The 19047-nt window shown below is 53.7% G+C and carries 18 protein-coding genes; 14 read left to right on the top strand and 4 right to left on the bottom strand.

Annotation, left to right across the window (positions count from 1 at the left end; genetic code table 11):
- The first annotated feature begins 122 nt into the window (after nt 1-122).
- From BM477_RS04660 to BM477_RS04640, 5 genes are all read left to right on the top strand, one after another.
- Complete coding sequence (locus BM477_RS04660; protein WP_075361512.1) at nt 123-1454, top strand: M16 family metallopeptidase; 1332 nt, start codon at nt 123-125, stop codon at nt 1452-1454.
- Nucleotides 1455-1500: 46 nt separating this feature from the next.
- Nucleotides 1501-2052 carry a GNAT family N-acetyltransferase gene (locus BM477_RS04655; protein ID WP_075361511.1) on the top strand — a complete coding sequence of 184 codons (552 nt, stop codon included), beginning with the start codon at nt 1501-1503 and terminating at the stop codon, nt 2050-2052.
- Nucleotides 2053-2201: 149 nt separating this feature from the next.
- Nucleotides 2202-3893 (top strand): ribonuclease J, encoded by a 1692-nt coding sequence (locus tag BM477_RS04650; RefSeq protein ID WP_075361510.1) that lies wholly within the window; start codon nt 2202-2204, stop codon nt 3891-3893.
- Between the two features lie 2 nt (nt 3894-3895).
- Nucleotides 3896-7222: a bifunctional lysylphosphatidylglycerol synthetase/lysine--tRNA ligase LysX gene (gene lysX / locus BM477_RS04645; protein WP_084543718.1), complete on the top strand. Its 3327-nt coding sequence runs from the start codon at nt 3896-3898 to the stop codon at nt 7220-7222.
- Between the two features lie 45 nt (nt 7223-7267).
- Nucleotides 7268-8293, top strand: a complete 1026-nt coding sequence (locus BM477_RS04640) for a PfkB family carbohydrate kinase (RefSeq protein WP_084543717.1) — start codon at nt 7268-7270, stop codon at nt 8291-8293.
- A 54-nt stretch (nt 8294-8347) separates the two neighbouring features.
- Here BM477_RS04640 and BM477_RS08540 read toward each other — a convergent pair whose 3' ends face one another.
- Nucleotides 8348-8545, bottom strand: a complete 198-nt coding sequence (locus tag BM477_RS08540) for a hypothetical protein (protein ID WP_245792872.1) — start codon at nt 8543-8545, stop codon at nt 8348-8350.
- Here BM477_RS08540 and BM477_RS04635 point away from each other — a divergent pair.
- The 8 genes from BM477_RS04635 to miaB all read left to right on the top strand — a co-directional run bounded on the left by BM477_RS04635 (nt 8544) and on the right by miaB (nt 16480).
- Nucleotides 8544-10991 carry an FtsK/SpoIIIE family DNA translocase gene (locus tag BM477_RS04635; RefSeq protein ID WP_245792871.1) on the top strand — a complete coding sequence of 816 codons (2448 nt, stop codon included), beginning with the start codon at nt 8544-8546 and terminating at the stop codon, nt 10989-10991. The genes BM477_RS08540 and BM477_RS04635 overlap by 2 nt on opposite strands.
- 76 nt (nt 10992-11067) lie before the next feature.
- Entirely contained in the window at nt 11068-11670 is a 603-nt protein-coding gene (gene pgsA, locus BM477_RS04630) for a CDP-diacylglycerol--glycerol-3-phosphate 3-phosphatidyltransferase (protein WP_075361508.1), read from the top strand.
- A gap of 258 nt (nt 11671-11928) precedes the next feature.
- Nucleotides 11929-12225, top strand: a complete 297-nt coding sequence (locus tag BM477_RS04625; protein WP_245792879.1) for a helix-turn-helix domain-containing protein — start codon at nt 11929-11931, stop codon at nt 12223-12225.
- On the top strand, nt 12222-12431 hold the full coding sequence (locus BM477_RS04620; protein WP_075361507.1) for a DUF3046 domain-containing protein: 210 nt from the start codon (nt 12222-12224) through the stop codon (nt 12429-12431). The genes BM477_RS04625 and BM477_RS04620 overlap by 4 nt, the downstream gene beginning before the upstream one ends.
- 325 nt (nt 12432-12756) lie before the next feature.
- On the top strand, nt 12757-13857 hold the full coding sequence (recA, locus tag BM477_RS04615; RefSeq protein WP_075361506.1) for a recombinase RecA: 1101 nt from the start codon (nt 12757-12759) through the stop codon (nt 13855-13857).
- On the top strand, nt 13844-14413 hold the full coding sequence (locus tag BM477_RS04610) for a regulatory protein RecX (protein ID WP_075361505.1): 570 nt from the start codon (nt 13844-13846) through the stop codon (nt 14411-14413). Before recA ends, BM477_RS04610 begins: the two co-directional genes overlap by 14 nt.
- A 29-nt stretch (nt 14414-14442) precedes the next feature.
- On the top strand, nt 14443-14943 hold the full coding sequence (locus tag BM477_RS04605; protein ID WP_075361504.1) for a CinA family protein: 501 nt from the start codon (nt 14443-14445) through the stop codon (nt 14941-14943).
- A 28-nt stretch (nt 14944-14971) separates the two neighbouring features.
- A complete protein-coding gene (gene miaB, locus BM477_RS04600; protein ID WP_075361503.1) occupies nt 14972-16480 on the top strand; it encodes a tRNA (N6-isopentenyl adenosine(37)-C2)-methylthiotransferase MiaB in 1509 nt (502 codons plus the stop codon).
- Here miaB and BM477_RS04595 read toward each other — a convergent pair.
- Nucleotides 16472-16909: a hypothetical protein gene (locus BM477_RS04595; protein ID WP_075361502.1), complete on the bottom strand. Its 438-nt coding sequence runs from the start codon at nt 16907-16909 to the stop codon at nt 16472-16474. The two genes, miaB and BM477_RS04595, sit on opposite strands and share 9 nt — an antisense overlap.
- 1 nt (nt 16910) lies before the next feature.
- The gene (locus tag BM477_RS04590) at nt 16911-17348 is read right to left on the bottom strand and encodes a hypothetical protein (RefSeq protein WP_143230206.1); all 438 of its coding nucleotides are present in this window, start codon (nt 17346-17348) and stop codon (nt 16911-16913) included.
- Nucleotides 17349-17436: 88 nt separating this feature from the next.
- Between BM477_RS04590 and miaA the strand changes: the two genes are divergently transcribed.
- Nucleotides 17437-18363: a tRNA (adenosine(37)-N6)-dimethylallyltransferase MiaA gene (gene miaA, locus BM477_RS04585; RefSeq protein ID WP_245792870.1), complete on the top strand. Its 927-nt coding sequence runs from the start codon at nt 17437-17439 to the stop codon at nt 18361-18363.
- Here miaA and BM477_RS04580 read toward each other — a convergent pair.
- The gene (locus tag BM477_RS04580; RefSeq protein ID WP_075361500.1) at nt 18360-19007 is read right to left on the bottom strand and encodes a class I SAM-dependent methyltransferase; all 648 of its coding nucleotides are present in this window, start codon (nt 19005-19007) and stop codon (nt 18360-18362) included. The two genes, miaA and BM477_RS04580, sit on opposite strands and share 4 nt — an antisense overlap.
- Nucleotides 19008-19047 lie beyond the last annotated feature (40 nt).

The following is a 19047-nucleotide window of genomic DNA, read 5'->3' as shown; positions in this document are numbered from 1 at the left end:
TTGAGCTGAGTAGAGCATCTTAACTGGTGGCCCTGAGAGTCTCTCTCAGGGCCACCAGTGCTTTCAGCCAGTAGAATAGGTGCCAAGAAATACCTGGCCACAAACGCTATGATGACTCAGTGATGAGTAAACAGAACCGAATTGAACTACCCAGCCTGCCCGCCTCCAATCCGAATGCCTTCGTCAGCTTTGATGAAGATGGCGCAACCGTAAAACGAAGCGTCCTCCCTGGCGGTATTCGCGTTATCACGCAGCGGGTTCCCGCGACTCGCTCAGTTGCCGTTGGGGCATGGCTACCGGTCGGCTCCCGTGATGAACACGACGGGCATTACGGCTCAACGCACTTCCTTGAACACCTCCTATTCAAGGGTACTAAGACCCGCACAGCCTTGCAGATTGCCTCTGCTTTCGATGAGGTCGGGGGACAGTCAAATGCTTCCACCTCGAAGGACTACACCAACTATCATGCGCAGATCCTGGCAGAGGATTTGCCTATGGCCATTGAAGTGCTTCTCGACATGGTGACCTCATCCTTGTTAGATAAAGCCGAAATGGACATGGAACGGGGTGTCATTCTAGAAGAACTAGCGGCAGCGGCAGATGACCCGACGGATGTCCTGTTCGACGACTATGCTGCACTGGTTTACGCTGGCTCCGCGCTGGCCCGTCCGGTTGGCGGTACTCGTGAAACAGTTAGTGCAGTGACACGTGAAGCCATCTGGGAACACTACCAGCGTACTTATTCTTCACAGAACCTAGTGGTTGCTGCCGCCGGTAATCTAAACCATGAGCAAGTCTGCGAAATGGTGCTAACCGCTGTCGCTAGAGGGCACTGGGACACTACCAGCGATAGTGCTCCCTCCCCAGTGCGTCCCGCGGATGCAATCCCAGATCCGCGGCCAGGTAGACACCTTTCCCGCAAGAGCGTTGAACAAGGACATATCGCAGTGGGTACACGCTCACTCCCCATGGGTGACGAGCGCCGCTCACACATGATGGTGCTCGCTTCGGTCCTTGGCTCAGGCATGTCCTCTAGGCTTTTCCAAGAGGTTCGTGAACGCCGTGGTCTGGCCTACACTACTTTCGCTTTCAACCAGACCTACACTGAGGCAGGCTCCTTCGGCATGTACGCCGGCTGTAAGCCCAGCAATCTCGCAGAGATTGAACGCGTCATGGTCGGCGAATGGGAGAAACTAGCTGCTCACGGGCCCACCGCTGAGGAACTTCGCCGCATTACAGGCCAAACCAGAGGATCAGTCGCCCTCGGCATGGAATCAAACTATGCTCGCATGCATCGCCTTGGTCGTTCGGAAGTCTCCATGGGACACATCGAACTACTCTCAGATCAACTTAACGATATTGAAGCAGTCACGGCTGCTGATGTTGCCACCCTCGCTACCGAGCTTTTGGACGGTCCTCGCATGGTGGCAACCGTTGCACCTGAACTCCTCTAAATTTATCCGCCCGGCGCCCTCGCCCACCCACTCAGAAAGATACAAAATGACGCACTCACACAAGGACGCCGCTAGGCTTGCCAAAGCAGAAGACGCCGGCATTATTGGACAGCTACTCGCTGCAGATATGCGCACTCGCATCACTTTAGCCGCACCCGACTACGCCAAGCAGTTAGTTCCCATGATTGATGAAAAACTATTGGCTGAGAGCTGGCTTGAAGCCATTACCTCCCGCGATGGAGAAACCGTACTGGTTGCTACCGCAGATAACGAAATCGTCGGTTTTGCCGCCTACATGCAGGTGCCTGAAACGGGTGAAGATGGGGGTAAGACCGCTGAAATCCTTTCCTTTACGATTGCGGAAAATCACCGTCGCCAGGGGCACGGCTCACGCTTATTGCAGGCCGTAGTCGACCACGCGAAGCTGGGCAGTGATGAACTGCGGGTCTGGATTTCCCCGAATGATGAAGCCCGTGTCCGCTTCTACGATTCAGCTGGTTTCGGGGCGACCCCGGCGAAGCGCACGCTCAATCTTGGTCCAGTGAAAGATCCAGAGAACCTCTGGGTTACCCGCATCAAGGCGGACGGGGAAGACTAAGAATCTAAGATGGGCTGCTTCTTCGCGGGTTTGTCGATTCGTGTGGGGTGGCTGGGGAAGAATCTCACTACCAAGGCAAAAGATGAGAATATTGGCAATCGCCTGCCAGCGCATAGTGAAGCACCCCAAGATAGTGCACAATAGGAACTGTGAAGCCTTTATATGAAAACTTGCAAGTTCCCGGTCCCGTTCCAGCAGATACCCTCCGGGTCATCCCCCTAGGTGGCCTTGGAGAAGTCGGCCGCAATATGACGGTCTTTGAAATCGATGGGAAACTACTCATCGTTGACTGTGGCGTGCTTTTCCCGGAAGAAAACCAGCCTGGTGTTGATTTAATTTTGCCTGATTTTTCGGCGATTGCTGACCGTCTGGAGGACGTGCAAGCGCTCGTCTTGACGCACGGCCATGAGGACCACATTGGGGCGGTCCCATACTTGCTGCGGCTCAGAGAAGATATCCCCGTCTACGGTTCTGAGCTGACCTTGGCTTTCCTGGAGCCGAAGCTGAAAGAACATCGCCTGCAAGACACCGAACTACATCAGGTGGCTGAGGGTGACACTACAGACCTCGGGCCCTTCAGCCTTGAATATGTTCCGGTCACCCACTCCATTCCGGATGCTCTGGCCGTGATGATTCGTACCAGTGCCGGGAATGCCCTGATTACCGGTGACTTCAAGATGGATCAGTTGCCGCTGGACCGTCGCATTACTGATCTGCGTTCTTTTGCTCGTTTTGGTGAAGAAGGCGTGGACTTGTTCTTAGTGGACTCCACGAACGCGGAGGTTCCCGGATTCACTACCCATGAGCGGGAAATCGGTCCTGTCCTAGATCAGGTTTTTGCGCAGGCAGAAAGCCAAGTCATTGTGGCTTCCTTCGCCTCACATGTGCATCGCGTGCAGCAGGTGATTGACGCTGCCGCGAAGCATAATCGCCGCGTCTGCCTGATTGGTCGTTCCATGGAGCGGAACATGAAGATTGCCGCGGAGCTAGGTTTCTTGAATATTCCCGAGGGCGTCCTCATTGACAGCCGTGAAGTTATGGATCTGCCTCCCGAGCGGCGCTGTTTCATGGCGACCGGTTCACAGGGAGAACCCATGGCAGCATTGGCGAGGATTGCGGACGGCTCTCACCGTTTCGTGGAGCTTGAGCCTGGCGACACTGTCATCTTCGCTTCCTCTTTGATTCCCGGCAATGAGAACTCCGTCTTTAGAGTGATTAATGGTCTGATGCGTTTAGGTGCCAATGTGGTTCACCAAGGCAAGTCTCTTGTGCACGTCTCCGGTCACGCTTCCGCCGGCGAGTTGCTGTATTGCTATAACATTGTCCGCCCCAAGAATGTGCTTCCGATTCACGGCGAAATCCGCCACCTGGTTGCGAACGGCAGGCTTGCTGTGCTCACCGGCGTACCCGAAGATAATGTCCCGTTAGCAGAAGATGGCGTGGTGGTAGACCTCTATGACGGTCACGCCCAAGTGGTAGGACAGGTCCCCTGCGACTATGTTTACGTGGATGGCCGCTCCGTCGGTGAAATTAGTGATGAAGAGCTGAAGGACCGCATGACGCTGGGCTCAGAAGGCTTCGTTGCCGTTCACGCTGTGGTTGAGAAATCAACCGGCATGGTGCTGGCCGGCCCGACTATTACCATCAGGGGAGTGGCCGAGGACGCTTCAGTCTTCGAAGAAATCGAATCCGAGGTCGCTGAAGCACTGGCAGAGGCTGCCCGCCCCGGTAACGTGCCAGCCCATCAGCTGCAGCAGGCCATGCGCCGCGTGATCGGCCGTTGGGTGGGGCGCCGGCTGCGTCGTCGTCCGGTAATCGTCCCGATTGTTACTGAGGTGTAAAGTTGGCTTCTACGCAGAGATTGCGGCACTCCTGGACTAAAACTGTAGAAGATTACCTGCCTTCCGTGTTGGGTGGGGCACTTTATTTGTCCGCATTCTTTTCATTTCTCTTGTTGTTTGCAAGTTCTACTCGGGGTTGGCTGGGGGAGACTATTAACACGGTAGTGTTTGCTCTCTCTTTTCTGGGCCTGCCGGTAGCTTCTTCCTTGCTCAATATTGCGGTAACTGGCTTGGCGGCCACGATGGCTGTGAGACGTAAGCGGGTTGTGTGGTGGGGATTTTTCACCTACCAATCTTTGATTTTGCTGGCCAATGTGGTCATTTATATTGATGATGGATATCAGGACAGCTTTAATCTTTGGTCTGCCTTCACCAATCTTATAGTTCTGCTGCTGTTAGTTGTGGGGCGGCGAGCTTTTCCAGGAAAGATTGGGAAAGGCTCCATTTTTGGAGCGTTAGCAATTTTCGTGGGAGGATTGCTGATAGTATTCCAGATTGGTTTTTTGATTGCGCGATTACTACGCCCTGAAATTCCATATGAACGGATTGTGCTTTGGGTGACTTATCGGCTTTTTGGTGCCGAGTACTTTAGCCTTTGGGAGGGTCCTGTCCCGCATTCGCCTAATCCTCTGGGTTTGGGCATTTCTTTGGCCGGCGTAGTCGTCTTGGTATCCGCTTTGCTTTATTTTTTCCGCAGTTACCGGGCTGTCGGTACAACTCGCGAAGAAGATTTGCGGGTGCGGCGGTTAATTAATGAGTTTCCGGAAGATTCTTTGTCGTATTATGCGACTCGGGCCGAACGGTCTGTCGTGTTTTCGCCCAATGGTCGTGCCGCGGTTTCATATGCTTTGAGCTCGGGGGCTGCGATTGCGGCAGCAGATCCGATTGGCGATCCCCAGTATTGGCATGAAGCAATTCGGGAATGGGTAAAACTTTGTTACCGAAGTGGCTGGGCTCTAGGCGTGTTGTCAGCTTCTGAGTCGGGCGCGCGTGCTTACCAGCAGGCGGGCTTTCATTTCCACGCGATGGGTGATGAGGCGATTGTTTACCCTGACCGATTTAACTTTTCAGCCCAGCAGATGCGCGGCTTGAGCAAGTCGGTTCGCAGGGTTCGCCGTCATGGAATTCGGATTGAGGTGCGCCGGATGAATCAGATTCCCGCCCCCGAGTTGCGGGAGTTGCGTCAGGCTGCGGAGCTCTATCGTAACGGCGATGAGCGTGGTTTCACTATGAGTCTGGACCGGATTCTCGATATTGAGGATGGGCGCACCATGGTGGTGACAGCCCGGGAGGGGGACACCCTCCACGCTTTGTTAACTTTTGTGCCTTGGGGTGCAAATGGTCTTTCTTTGAGCCTGATGAGACGTAACCCCCGTTCGGTTAATGGTGTCATCGAAGCTATGGTAGTGCACTTGATTGAGTCTGCAAAAGATATCTCAATTACCCGGATTTCCTTGAATTTTGCGATGTTTAGGCACGCTTTTGTGGCGGGAGAGTCGGTCACTGCAAATCTTTTTCATCGCTTGGTGCTCACCCTCATGCGCTTTGGTTCACGGTTCTGGCAGTTGGAGTCTTTATATGAATCTAACGCCCGTTATCAACCGGAATGGTTTCCTCGGTATATGGGTGTGCGGCATAGTTCCCAGACTCTTTCAGTACTGTTAGCTTGTGGCCGTCTGGAAGGCTTCTTACCTCGTTTCGGTTTTGCGCAAGCCGAGGGGAGACTGTGGCAGGTCGACGAAGAGTATTTGACGGAGGTTCGTCAGATTGAACAGCCTGACCCGTCCGTAGTGGCGGATTCTTTGCGCTTGTCTGAGCAGGAGCGGGTGCGTCGCAGTAAGGCTCGACGTTTAGAGCGGAAAGGCCGGGAGATTTATCCAGCCGGAGTGGAAGCTGGAGAGCCTCTGTCGGTGGTCCGAGAGCTTGCTATTCGGTGTACGACGGGACAGGTTTCCTCCGCTCAGGTAGTTACCTCCGGACGCATTCGGGTAATCCGTAATCTGGGCGGGATAATCTTTACAGAAATCTATTCTGACGGTGAGAAGCTGCAATTAATGATTGAGCGAGACCAGCTTCCGGAAGCCGATTTTCAAGATTTTTCTTGTCTCGATTTGGGTGATATGGTACGCATCACTGGTGTACCTGCACGGTCTCGGCGAGGTGAACCCTCAGTGCAGGTAAAGAGTTGGCAGCTGCTCGCTAAGTCTTTACGGCCTTGGCCTGCTACCCATCAGGTGCTAGACGCGGCTACGCGAATGCGTGAGCGAGCCCTCCACTTAGCCCACACTCCAGATGCTTTGGAGCTGATTAAAATGCGCTCGCGGGCGGTGCGAGCCGTTCGCACCGAACTTGATGCGGAAGGTTTTCTGGAGGTTGAAACCCCCATACTGCAGTCGGTTAAAGGTGGAGCAAACGCAAGACCTTTCGTCACTTATCTTCGGGCATATGGGTCCGACGTGTTTTTACGGATCGCACCTGAGCTTTATCTAAAGCAACTGGCTGTTGCCGGTATGGGAGCAATCTTTGAGCTTGGACGTTCATTCCGCAACGAAGGCGCGGACGCCACCCACAATCCCGAGTTCACTTCTCTTGAAGCCTACCGGGCTGGAGCTGACTATCATGATATGCGGCTACTTACGCAGCGGCTATTCCAGGCGGCCGCCCGCGCTGTGCACGGTCAAGAGATCTGTTTGCGTCCACGCTCCGAAAGCGATTTCGGGAAGCTACCGGTAGCGCGCACGGTCGAGGGCGTAGAGATGGTGGCTTTCGATATTTCCGGTGACTGGCCAGTGGTCCCGGTTCTCTCAGCGGTGTCTGCCGCATGCGGGTACGAAATCACCACTGAGATAAGTGCTGAACGACTGGTGGAGATTTGTCGCGAATACCAGATTGAGGTTCCCGCTGTGGCCGAGCCTGGTGAACTAATTACCGCCCTTTATGATGAGCTGGTGGAAGCTCGGACGGTAGCACCCACCTTCTACACCGATTTCCCGGTTAGCACTTCGCCGCTCACGAGGCGTTCACGCCGCGACCCAGCTTTGGCTGAACGGTGGGATTTAGTAGCATTCGGGATGGAGCTAGGCACTGCCTACACCGAGCTCACGGATCCACGCGATCAGCGTGAACGATTTGTGCAGCAGTCTCTGGTAGCAGCAGCGGGTGACCCGGAAGCAATGAGTGTTGATGAGGGATTCCTCTCAGCTTTGGAATTGGGAATGCCTCCTACCGGTGGCCTCGGGCTAGGGATTGACCGCATGATTATGCTTTTGACTGGCACTAATATCCGACAGACATTGGCTTTTCCTTTCGTGCGCCCCCGCTCAGAGTAACCTCTTATAAAGAATCCTTTTAGATGAAGGCGATAGAATACTCCTATGTTCGTCGATGATGTGATGCCTGAGGGGGAGAGCCTCGGCACAAATGAAGTAGCTGCGCCAAGGCTTATTTCCACTGCCTCGGTCACGCTCACATTACCAATGAGGGTTCCCCATTTGCCTGCTGAAGGAACTTCGGTGACGGCTTCTTCTTCCTATGCTTTAGTGGGCGACGGTTTCGTGGTATTGTCTGCCGCGGCCCGTCAAGGGGTACATGCCAGTCTTGCCTCCCCACTCGGAACCGGTGCGAACTCGCATGCGGTGCGTGCTGCGCTAATCGAAGAAGGTATCTCCCTCGCAATGCCGGACATGGTAGGGGACACCGGTATGTCCATTTCGCTAATACAGTCTGATGGCCTGATGACAACAGTTAGATCACCGGGAGTCGAAGCAGATCCGCAACTATCAGACCTACGTCAGATTCCTCTCAAGCCAGGAGACGTAGTTTACGTTTCCGGTCTTGATTTGGTCAGTAAAACCACCAGCAGTGTCCTCATTACTTGGCTGAAAGAGCTGCCGCATCATGTGACCATCGTATTCTCCCTCGGTGGAGCAGTAGATGTGATCCCGCTATCTCTCCTAACTGCTGTAATCAAAGTTGCCGATATAGTCACCATGAATATGGCACAAGCTGAGGTCTTCAAGTCACGTATGATGATTGAATCAATCTGGGCTGCCCGCGGACAAATCATCCGTAACGACGCTGTGATTGTGGCACGCTACGGTAAACATGGTTCAGTTTTCCAAAGTCAAGCAGACCAAAATCCTGTGCGCATTCACTCCCTTAAACAATCACGGGTAGATACCACCGGTGTTGGTGACACCCACACCGGCGTCATGATTGCGGGTCTCATGCAGGGAAGAGAGCTCCCAGAAGCCATTATGCGGGCAAATATTGCCGCTTCCGTGGCGGTCTCAAAATTTGGTGCCGCAGTGTGTCCCACAGCGATTGAAATCGACCAGCTGATAGCGCAGAAGGGACTCAGCTTGGAGAATCTGACAGAGAGTTATACGGGTACGCTCTAGATTACAGTTCAGGGCTTAACGGCGCGGCAACTCGCTAAAATATAGCTAGTTTCGCTAACGTGAAACTATTATGTCACCGCGCAAAAATGTATCCTCAGGTAGAAGACCGTCTTCCGGGTCTGCTTCGTCCTCGTACTCAAATTCAAGGAAGGCGAAGCAAAAGAACTCAGCTAAAACCGCTGGAAAGTCTGCAGGAGCTGAGCCTAAGCCAGCTTGGCTAAGTCCCGGACTGAGACGCGATGGCATCGCCATGCTTATTATTGCATTCTCCTTTGTGGTGGCTTTGCGTGAATGGTTTCAAATCTCTGGCAGCGCGGGTAGCGTAATCCACCATATTGCCGCCGGACTGATTGGCCTTTACTCTGTTTTTCTTCCGGCAGTTGGTATCGCCATCGTAACTGCGATGTATCGAAACACGAAGCGCCCTCGGCTTTTGGGACGCTGGATAGTAGGAATGAGTGGTGTCCTAATCTCTTTAACTGCGATTACGCATACCACCCAAGGTGCGCCCTGGATCACCTCCTTTTCCGCTGTTGAAGCTGCTGGCGGGGTAGTGGGCTGGCTTTTTGCCCACCCGATTTACGTCCTACTTTCCGCCTGGGGTACGGTTCCGCTCTTTGTGTTATTCGCCGTCTACTCCGTGTTGGTAGCTACAGATACTCCGCTCTCAAGCGTGCCGGAGCTGGTTTCCGCTTGGATTAACTACTGGAAGCAGCGGACTGGGTCTCTCCGGAATCGGAAGGATAACGGGCAAGAAAGAACGCAAGACCTACAGTACGACGAGGAAGGAAACCTTATCCTCGATGAATACGCTGGGGACACGCCTTTCGATTCTCCCCAAGTTGAGCTTGATGAAGATGAAGACTCCTTCTGGGATGAATCTCCTCAGATTGATTCCACCCGTGCGCTAAGAGAGCCGGAGGCGCCCTCGGCCCCAATCGAGACCGCGAACCAGCCCACCGAAGTAATCAATGTGGCGGGTCACAACGACTTAGTCGAAGCTGCTGCCGAAGCGGAAAAGGACGCCAGTAAAACTGATTTTGCGGTACTGGAATCAGCTCCCGAGGACTACCATTTGCCGAGCCCTGATTTGCTGGTGCGGGGAGCTCCCCACAAGAAACGGTCAGCCGTTAATGATCAGGTTGTGACTGCTCTCGAGAAAGTCCTCAACGACTTTAACGTGGATGCGACGGTTGCGGGATTCTCCCGGGGACCGACGGTTACGCGCTATGAGCTAAAGCTCGGCTCTGGCGTGAAGGTGGAGAGAATCACCCAGCTGTCCAAGAATATTGCCTATGCTGTCGCTAGTGCAGATGTTCGGATTTTGTCGCCAATTCCTGGCAAATCGGCGATTGGTGTGGAAATCCCGAACGCTGACCGGGAGACTGTGGCCTTAGGTGACGTACTCCGCTCTGGTAAGGCTTTGGCCTCCAAGCACCCATTGACCGTGGGCGTAGGTAAGGACGTCGAGGGTGGCTATGTGGTCACCAATTTGGCGAAGACCCCGCACTTGCTAGTTGCTGGTGCAACCGGATCTGGTAAGTCTTCCTTCGTGAACTCCATGATTACCTCCATTATGATGCGTGCCACCCCGCAAGAGGTACGCATGATTCTGGTTGATCCTAAGCGTGTGGAACTGACGATTTATGAAGGAATTCCTCACCTGATTACCCCAATCATTACTGACCCGAAGAAAGCCGCGGAGGCATTGGAATGGGTGGTTAAAGAAATGGATCATCGCTACGATGATCTGGCTCATTTCGGATTCAAACATGTTGACGATTTCAATCAAGCAGTGCGGGCCGGACAGGTCAAGTTGCCGCCGGATTCGAAGCGTAAGCTGGCGCCTTATCCGTACCTGCTGGTGGTAGTTGACGAGTTAGCGGACCTGATGATGATTGCCCCGCGTGACGTGGAAGCCTCTATTCAACGAATCACGCAGTTGGCGCGCGCGGCTGGTATCCACCTAGTGCTGGCTACTCAGCGTCCCTCCGTGGATGTGGTAACTGGCTTGATTAAGTCTAATATTCCTTCGCGTCTGGCCTTTGCGACTTCCTCTTTGGCTGACTCTCGAGTGATTTTGGACCAGCCAGGAGCTGAGAAACTCATCGGCCAAGGTGACGCGCTTTACCTGCCGTCAGGGGAGTCAAAGCCTTTACGTGTACAGGGAGCTTGGATTAACGAATCTGAGATCCATGCAGTCACTGAAGCGGTGCGCTCTCAGGCGAAACCGGATTATCGTCCGGATGTGACGGAGAATCCTAAGGCTAAGAAGGTTGCTGCTGATATTGGTGATGACCTAGACGATCTTTTAGCGGCCGCAGAGTTGGTGATTGCGACCCAGCTGGGCTCGACTTCCAGCTTGCAACGTAAGCTCAGAGTGGGCTTTGCGCGGGCGGGGCGTCTGATGGATTTGCTGGAGTCTCGTGAGATTGTCGGCCCCTCCCTCGGCCCTAAACCCCGTGAAGTACTAGTGCAGCCTGAGGAGCTCGAGGGCGTCCTCGCCATGCTCCGCGGTGAAACGGAAGCCCTAACTGCCTCGGAAATCCAAGCCCAAGAAAGTGAATCTGAAGTTCTCGCTCCCAGTTATCCGGACTCGACAGATCTGCTTGAGCAGCAGTATGCGGGTTTGGAGGTTGTAGAGGCTCCCAGTGATGAAGATGCTTGGTCGGAAACCGGTCGAAGAGTAGATTTCTGAGTCATAGTTGGAGTATTTGTAGTTCGAGTTGTCTAACTCGCGCATTTTCTCCCTAAATCACGGTAGGCTAGAACTGATGAGTAACGTGAAGAAAACCCCGAAATGGATTGAGCAGGTTCCAAATGCTCTGACGGTAATTCGTCTGGTGATGGTGCCTTTCTTGGTCTGGTTAATGTTGGCCTATCCTGATCGCACTATGCCGCAAATGTGGGGTGCTTTTGTTCTCTTCACAGCGGCTGCTTTCACGGACAAGTTTGACGGGGATATTGCCCGCAAATACAATATTGTCTCCAATTTTGGTAAGATTGCTGATCCGATTGCGGATAAGGCGCTGGTCTTGCCCGCCCTCGTGATTATCGTCTGGAATATGTGGGGGAGACTTAACACCTTCATTGTGATTCTCAGTTTCGTCTGTGTGTTGCTGATTGTGCTACGAGAGCTGGGGATCTCAGTTTGGCGGATGGTGCTGGTGCGCCGTGGCAAGGTCGTGCCGGCTTCACCCGGTGGCAAAGTGAAAACTGTCACCCAGATGGCCTTTATCGGCTTCTCGCTAATTCCTTGGAATACTTTCCTGTCCTCCGGTGTTGTAATAGTTATCGAATACATATTGGTAGCACTTTTGGTGATCGCCACATATCTGGCTTTGGCCTCGGCAAAGGATTATGTTTTTGCCCGCTGATTCGCTCAGAGATTGGTGAGAAACTTGGCAGTTTCTTGGTAGCAATAGCCAAATCGCCGGTAGGTATGCGAAAATGTTATAAACCAGTTATATGTATTTCTGGTGGAGGCAAGAAAAGGAAGAGTGATTTAAGTGGACAATGTTAACTTCGGAGCCCGCAAGCCGGGAATGGCCGTCAAGTCCGTCCGCGAATACAATCCTGTGTATCGCCAAGTAGTTCCGGTTGCGTCAAAGAAAACCACCGAAACTCCTGCTCAGGTGCCGTTGCTGCGTCGTGAAATCGGAGAGGTGCTTCGCTCCCTCCGTCAGTCTCAGAACCGCACCCTACGTGAGGTTTCCGCCCGTGCGCGTGTCTCTCTCGGTTACCTTTCCGAGGTGGAGCGTGGACAGAAGGAAGCTTCCTCTGAACTATTAGCGTCTATCTGCGAAGCACTTGATGTCCCGCTGTGGGTAGTGATGCGTGAGGTTTCGGAGCGTATCGCTCTAGCCGAGGGTGTTGTCATTCCGGATACTGTTCCAGATGACATGCTGCGTCGCTCCACAATGGTGCGGTGACTGTTAGCGAATTCTGGTTGAGCCTAGACGTAGTTTTTGGTTCGACCCTAGGGCGTTCACTAGTTTCTGACTTGGTCCTTCCGGAACTTGGAATGACTGCAACTGACGCCTTAGAGAAAGAGTATGATCCTTTCACTATCTGGTCTGCATTGATTGCAGAAACCGGATCAGGGGAGGAAGCACTCTGGACATATCGAAGACTCTAAAACAGTTTTCTTTACTACATTTCTCTCAATGAGGGGCCTGCCGATTGGTGGGCCCCTCGTTTTAATTGTTGCTCTGATAGGAATACGGGGGCGACACGCCAACTTAAGAGTTGTCGAACGCCTGTTCGATAGGTATTGTTAGTGGCGGCGACTTTGAATCGAAAAGTTTTCCACAGAAAACTTATCCCCAACCTGGGGTCGGGACGAAGGAAAATGTACCGGGTCGTGCATATGCTCGTCTCAGAGCCTCGGAGAGGGGTTCTTGATTAATGACCTGAATAACCGATACGGCGGAGAGTCGACATCTCAACACGAAGGAGTCTCAATGGCTGCGAAACCCAAAACCGATCGCGCAAAAGCACTAGAACTAGCGATCTCACAGATTGATAAGCAGTTTGGTAAAGGTGCAGTAATGCGCTTGGGCGATGACAGTCGCCCGGCTGTCTCAGTCATTCCAACCGGCTCCGTTGCACTGGATGTCGCGCTTGGCGTAGGCGGTCTTCCCCGGGGGAGGGTTGTTGAGATTTACGGCCCTGAATCTTCCGGCAAAACGACTGTCGCTTTGCATGCGGTAGCTTCTGTGCAGGCACAAGGTGGTAACGCAGCCTTCATTGACGCGGAGCACGCCTTGGATCCCGAGTATGCGAAGAAACTTGGTGTTGATACTGATAATCTACTAGTTTCTCAGCCTGATACCGGTGAGCAGGCCCTTGAGATCACCGATATGCTGATTCGCTCCGGTGGTGTTGACCTAATCGTGGTTGACTCGGTCGCGGCTTTGGTACCGAAGGCAGAAATTGAAGGTGAGATGGGCGACTCACATGTAGGTCTCCAAGCTCGTTTGATGAGTCAAGCCTTGCGCAAGATTACCGGTGCGCTTTCCGCTACCGGAACCACGGCTATCTTCATTAACCAGCTTCGTGAGAAGATCGGCGTCTTTTTTGGTTCTCCAGAAACCACCACTGGTGGCAAGGCGCTAAAGTTTTACGCATCGGTCCGTATTGACGTGCGCAGGATTGAGACTTTGAAAGAAGGCGGTAACCCAGTCGGTAACCGTACTCGCGCAAAGATTGTTAAGAACAAGATGGCGCCCCCCTTCAAACAAGCCGAATTTGACATTATGTATGGGAAAGGTATTTCTCGTGAGGGCGGCCTGATTGATGTGGGCGTAGAGGCTGGAATTATTAAGAAATCCGGTTCTTGGTTTACTTACGGGGCAGATCAGCTTGGCCAGGGTAAAGAAAATGTGCGCCGTTTCCTGATTGACAATCCTGAATTAGCTGACGAGATTGAACACAAGATTCTGGTAAAGCTTGGGATTAGACCTGACACCGAGGGTGTTGAAGTTGCAGATACTGCTGCTTCCGCAAAGGGTGCTAAGGGCAGTAAACACCAGGTGGATGAGTCTGCTGATGCCGGTTTCTGAGAGAGGACAACGGCTTCGTGAGCGCAATAACTCTCTACCTCATGATGAAGCACTAGAGGGGGCTCGCGAATACGCTCTGCGGCTCCTTGATCAACGTGCCTACCCTTGCGCCCAGATTGAGCAAAAACTGCGGGTGCGCGGCTATCAACCAGAGGTTTGCGCTGAAGTAGTGGAGCGCTTGAGCAATGTGGGTCTGCTAGATGATGCAGCTTATGCGCAAATGCTGGTGCGTACCCAATACGCCATGAAGGGGCTCTCCCTAAGATGCTTGAGGATGGAGCTCAGCAAACGGGGGATTAGCGGAGAAATTGCTGAAACTGCGCTCGCACAGATTGATCAGGAAATGGAAGCAGAAGCAGCGCGTAACCTGGCTTTGAAAAAGGCTAAGACCACTGTCGGACTGGACTATCAGAAGCGTCTGCGCAGGATCATTTCGCTGCTTTCTCGGAAGGGTTACCCGCCGGGCCTAGCCATGGACTGTGCGCGGTCCGCGATTACCCGTTGCGATGAGACTAACGGAGATGAACCGATTTCTGCATTGGGTTTGGACCGGTAGAATCTACTTTCACACAGTAGGCTGTAGCTATGACAGAAGAAAACGAACTCATTGCTTTGGCGAAAGTGTATGGTCTTTCCATTGCTTGCGCCGAGTCCCTCACCGGGGGATTACTGTGCGGCAGACTTGTCTCAGTGCCGGGTGCCTCTACAGTGGTTCGAGGCGGCATAGTCACCTACCAGCTGGACCTAAAAACCAGTGAGCTTGGCGTTGATCGCGACTTCTTAGTGCAGCATGGTCCTTATAATGCGTTCACTGCTGCGGAAATGAGTGAGGGAATCCGTCAACGTCTCAGCGCTGATCTTGGCCTCTCTACTACGGGGGTAGCGGGACCGGGGCCAGATGGTCGTGTTCCAGCGGGCACTTTCTATGTGGGAGTATCATTAGGAACGAAAACTGTCACCAAAAAGAGCGTTAGTGATGGATCGCGTCAAGAAGTCAGAGAAGATGCGGTTAAGGCCGCTATTTCCTTGGCTTTGCAGCAACTTCGACAGTTCGCAGAGGATTTAGCTTCCAGCTCAGAAGAATAATTTTTGTTCCCTGCTTATTATTGACAAGATGACTACTTCACTTCCACGTACCTATATGATCCGCACGCTGGGCTGTCAGATGAACGTCCACGACTCTGAGCGGATGGCTGGCCTACTTGAGCAAGCAGGTCTAGTTGACGTTACCACGGTTCCTGAACTAAGCGCCCGTGCCACCGAAGCCGGAGATGGGGGCGCCGACGTAGTTGTGCTCAACACCTGTTCTGTCCGTGAGAATGCTGCCACCAGACTGTACGGTAACCTCGGCCAGCTAGCCTCCGTGAAACGCGAACGCCCCGGAATGCAGATTGCGGTGGGTGGATGCTTCGCTCAACAAATGGGTGAAAGGATCCTAGAGAAAGCGCCTTGGGTCGACGCCATCTTCGGCACCCACAATATTGACGTACTGCCGGTGCTCTTGGAGCGGGCCCGCCATAACGCGGAAGCCGCCGTGGAACTAGAAGAGTCCCTGAAAACTTTCCCCTCCACCCTTCCCACTAAACGTGAAAGCGTCTACGCAGCCTGGGTATCGATTTCCGTCGGCTGCAACAACACCTGCACTTTCTGCATTGTGCCGCACCTACGTGGCAAAGAACGCGACCGCAGGCCTGGAGATGTCCTCGCTGAAGTTGCCGCGGTAGTAGACAAGGGGGCCATTGAAGTTACTCTGCTGGGGCAGAACGTAAACTCATATGGCGTTAGCTTTGGCGATAGAGGTGCCTTCGCGAAGTTGCTTCGCGCCACTGGGGAGGTTGAAGGCTTGGAGCGGGTTCGTTTTACCTCCCCGCATCCGGCGGCTTTCACCGATGACGTGATTCACGCGATGGCGGAAACCGAGACCATGATGCCCAGCCTCCACATGCCCTTACAGTCTGGCTCTGACGATATTTTGCGGCAGATGCGCCGCAGCTACCGTCGCTCCAAGTTCAACCGGATTCTAGACACCGTCCGTGAGTACATTCCCGAAGCCGCTATCACCACTGATATTATTGTGGGCTTCCCCGGCGAAACTGATGCAGATTTCCAGCAAACTCTGGAGGTTGTTGAGCAGTCCCGATTCGCTTCTGCCTTCACGTTCTTATACTCTCCGCGACCGGGAACCCCTGCCGCTGACCGTGATGATCAAGTTCCTGAACATGTTAAGAAAGAACGCTACCAGGAGCTGGTGGCTTTGCAGGAGCGTATCTCCCTCGAAGAAAACAAACGTCAAGAAGGTCGCCTAGTCGATGTTTTGATTGCCGAGGGTGAAGGACGCAAGGATGAAGAAAGCCTGCGAGTGACCGGACGTGCCGCAGATAACCGACTGGTGCATGTGGCGCTACCGAAGGATGCTCCCCGTCCCCGGCCAGGAGATATGGTCACTGCCCGGGTCACTTATGGTGCGCCGCATCACCTCGTGGCTGATTCAGCTTTGGAAGGCGGAGAATACCGTTTGCGTGCCACCCGGGCCGGCGATGCTTGGCAGGCCCAGCAAGAGTCCTTGAAAGAGGCGCAATCCACTGCCATCGGCATTGGAATGCCGCGGATTCGTTCAAACTAGCGGCGGCAGGAAAGCCGATACGTCCTCGGCCCCCATCACGGCAGCCGTCAACGCGAAAGTCAGGTAAGCAGTCAACTGCTGGTCATTCCAGCCGTGGCGGCAACCAGCCACCACATCCAGGTTGATGAACCAGCCGGTAGGCTCATGCAGAGGATAGGCGCGCGGTTGCACGTGCGTCGAATTCCACTGCTCGCAGGCCAGCGTGGCTAACTCCAACTGAGTGTCCTCCGGCAGGGTGGAGTACACGTCTGACCAGCGCGCTGGATCCCATGAGGTTTCCACCCGCAGCCAGTCCCGTGAGCAAGAAATATTAATCTCCTGCCCATTCCAGATACCAGAAAGAACCCCATTATCGAGGCGGCTGGTGCTGTATCCCTGCTCCAATAAGCTGGCTTCGATACGCTCTACTGTGACTGTTGCCTGCGCCATGTTAAGCTCCTTCTTTCCAGTTATCAGGGAACTGGGCGTCCAAGAAATTACTGGCATCAATGAACTGATTGGCGGTGTCGTGGATGCAGGCGCGAAGCTGATCATCATCTACGCCTTCCACAGTCCAGCCCAATGCAGAGCCAACAATATTGACGGCACCAGAGTCGTCCATTTGCGGGTGCAAAGCCGGTCCCGCATGGGTGCGGTTATATTCTGCGCAAGCGGACCGTGCGGCAGAAATATGGCTGGTATGAAGCGTCCGATTCCACTGACCTGTCACCGTCAGTCCGCCGCCCTCACTAATCGTGTAGTTCAAAATGGCAGGTAGCGGCACCGCCAGAATTGGGCCGGTTTGAGCGGTCAGCACGTGCGGAATCCGATCAGCGCGAAGTTGTGCCATAATCCGTTCATAGGTGACGGGAAGAATCTCATTACTCACCCTTCCAGTTTAGCGCGCTGAGGGAAAGTGCGGGCTATCGCCGCTAGCTCAGCCTTCCACTTCGGTGCGGAGCAGATACAATAGGCTGGTGATTATAGCGATAGTAGGACCCACCGCCTCAGGGAAAACCGGGCTATCCATCTCTGTGGCGCAGCAGCTTTCTCCCGCCGCCATCATTAGCGCGGATGCGATGCAACTCTATCGTGGTATGGATATCGGCACCGCGAAAGCGACCTTAACGGAACGTCAAGGGATTGACCACTATCAGCTGGATGTCCTAGAGGTGACTGATGAGGCTTCGGTGGCTGCCTACCAAAAAGCTGCGCGAGAACAGCTTCAGAGTTTAGAGAACAATGGCACTACCCCTATCGTCACCGGAGGTTCAGGGCTCTACTTGCGTGCTCTGTTAGATAGAATCGAATTTCCTGGCACCGATTCAAAGCTGCGGGCCCAGTTGGAAGCTGAGGCTGAGAAGCAGGGCCCCGCCGTAATGCATCGCAGGCTGGCGGAACAGGACCCAATCGCCGCAGAGCGGATTGAAGCACCTAATCTACGCCGGGTGATTCGTGCTCTTGAAGTCATTGCCCTCACCGGTAAACCTTTTAGCGCTAACCTTCCCGACTACACCTATGTGAAACCAACGGTACAAATCGGCTTGCGTCCAGACCTAGAGCACCTTGACCGCAATATTATGTTGCGTACGCAGCAGATGTTCAAAGACGGCCTGATTGAAGAAACCGCAGCTTTGATTCCGCAAGGACTCAGAGAGGGGAAAACCTCTTCCCGGGCAACCGGGTATGCCCAAGCCCTTGCCGTTCTAGACGGGAAGATGACCGAGGCTGAAGCAATCGAATCGATTGCGCTAGCGACCCGACAGCTGGCGCGCAGACAGATCAAATGGTTCCGCCGCGACCCGCGGATTCACTGGATTAACACCCCGCAGCCCGCGGAAAGCATACTTCATCAGGCACTCAAATTTATCGAACAAGCAGCAGCGAAAGATTCAGTCTTCTAAGACTGCTGGTGACGCACCTGTAAGATAGCGAAACCTTTCTTTGACTTAACTTTCTGCGCGTCCCAGCCGGTTTCTTGGAGCCACTGTAAAAGAGACTTAGCGCCCAGGTTATTACCAATCACCAAATATGCGGTTCCGCTTTCAGAAAGCAAAGGAAGCCAACGGGAAAGCAACTCATGTAGTGCTTCTTTACCAATCCGCACGGGGGGATTAGACCAGATAGTGTCAAAATCTAGGCCCTCCGCGAGACACTCTGCGAGAGCCTCTTCAGCCCTACAGACCCTTACTCCGGGCAGTTGATTAGCGTGCAGGTTTTCTTCGGTAAGCTGTAGCGCCCTCGGGTTCACATCCACTGCCAGAACTTTTGCATCACGAATGGTTTGTGGCCGCGCTCCCTCGCCTTCGTTAAGCTCGGCAGCCAAAGCTAAGGTGATCGGTCCCCAGCCGCAACCTAAATCTAGGGCCCGCCCGGTGGGGGGTGGGACAAAATCCAAAAGTACCTGGGTTGCTAAATCTAACCGGTTAGCCGAAAAAACCTTCGGGGCGAGGGCAATCTGATAGCTTCGCCCGCGAATCCGTATCTCTTTACGCGTGATTTCTGTGGCCGTAGCCGGATTCGTATCACTAAAATAATGTTCACTCATCGCTACTAATTTAGCGTGTTTTACACAGCTTCGTGTGTGC

The organism is Boudabousia marimammalium, assembly GCF_001936115.1.
In the GTDB taxonomy this organism is placed as follows: domain Bacteria; phylum Actinomycetota; class Actinomycetes; order Actinomycetales; family Actinomycetaceae; genus Boudabousia; species Boudabousia marimammalium.
The sequence above is the reverse complement of the archived record's forward strand: the minus strand, read 5'-3'. Positions and strand labels throughout refer to the sequence as shown.

Excerpts from the sequence above, each read along its gene's own strand:
- BM477_RS04610 (WP_075361505.1), top strand. The coding sequence starts at position 13,844 with ATGCCGGTTTCTGAGAGAGGACAACGGCTTCGTGAGCGCAATAACTCT.
- BM477_RS04580 (WP_075361500.1), bottom strand. The coding sequence starts at position 19,007 with ATGAGTGAACATTATTTTAGTGATACGAATCCGGCTACGGCCACAGAA.
- recA (WP_075361506.1), top strand. The coding sequence starts at position 12,757 with ATGGCTGCGAAACCCAAAACCGATCGCGCAAAAGCACTAGAACTAGCG.
- BM477_RS04655 (WP_075361511.1), top strand. The coding sequence starts at position 1,501 with ATGACGCACTCACACAAGGACGCCGCTAGGCTTGCCAAAGCAGAAGAC.
- BM477_RS04635 (WP_245792871.1), top strand. The coding sequence starts at position 8,544 with ATGCTTATTATTGCATTCTCCTTTGTGGTGGCTTTGCGTGAATGGTTT.
- BM477_RS04605 (WP_075361504.1), top strand. The coding sequence starts at position 14,443 with ATGACAGAAGAAAACGAACTCATTGCTTTGGCGAAAGTGTATGGTCTT.
- BM477_RS04640 (WP_084543717.1), top strand. The coding sequence starts at position 7,268 with ATGTTCGTCGATGATGTGATGCCTGAGGGGGAGAGCCTCGGCACAAAT.
- BM477_RS04660 (WP_075361512.1), top strand. The coding sequence starts at position 123 with ATGAGTAAACAGAACCGAATTGAACTACCCAGCCTGCCCGCCTCCAAT.
- BM477_RS08540 (WP_245792872.1), bottom strand. The coding sequence starts at position 8,545 with ATGGCGATGCCATCGCGTCTCAGTCCGGGACTTAGCCAAGCTGGCTTA.
- BM477_RS04595 (WP_075361502.1), bottom strand. The coding sequence starts at position 16,909 with ATGGCGCAGGCAACAGTCACAGTAGAGCGTATCGAAGCCAGCTTATTG.
- pgsA (WP_075361508.1), top strand. The coding sequence starts at position 11,068 with ATGAGTAACGTGAAGAAAACCCCGAAATGGATTGAGCAGGTTCCAAAT.
- miaB (WP_075361503.1), top strand. The coding sequence starts at position 14,972 with ATGACTACTTCACTTCCACGTACCTATATGATCCGCACGCTGGGCTGT.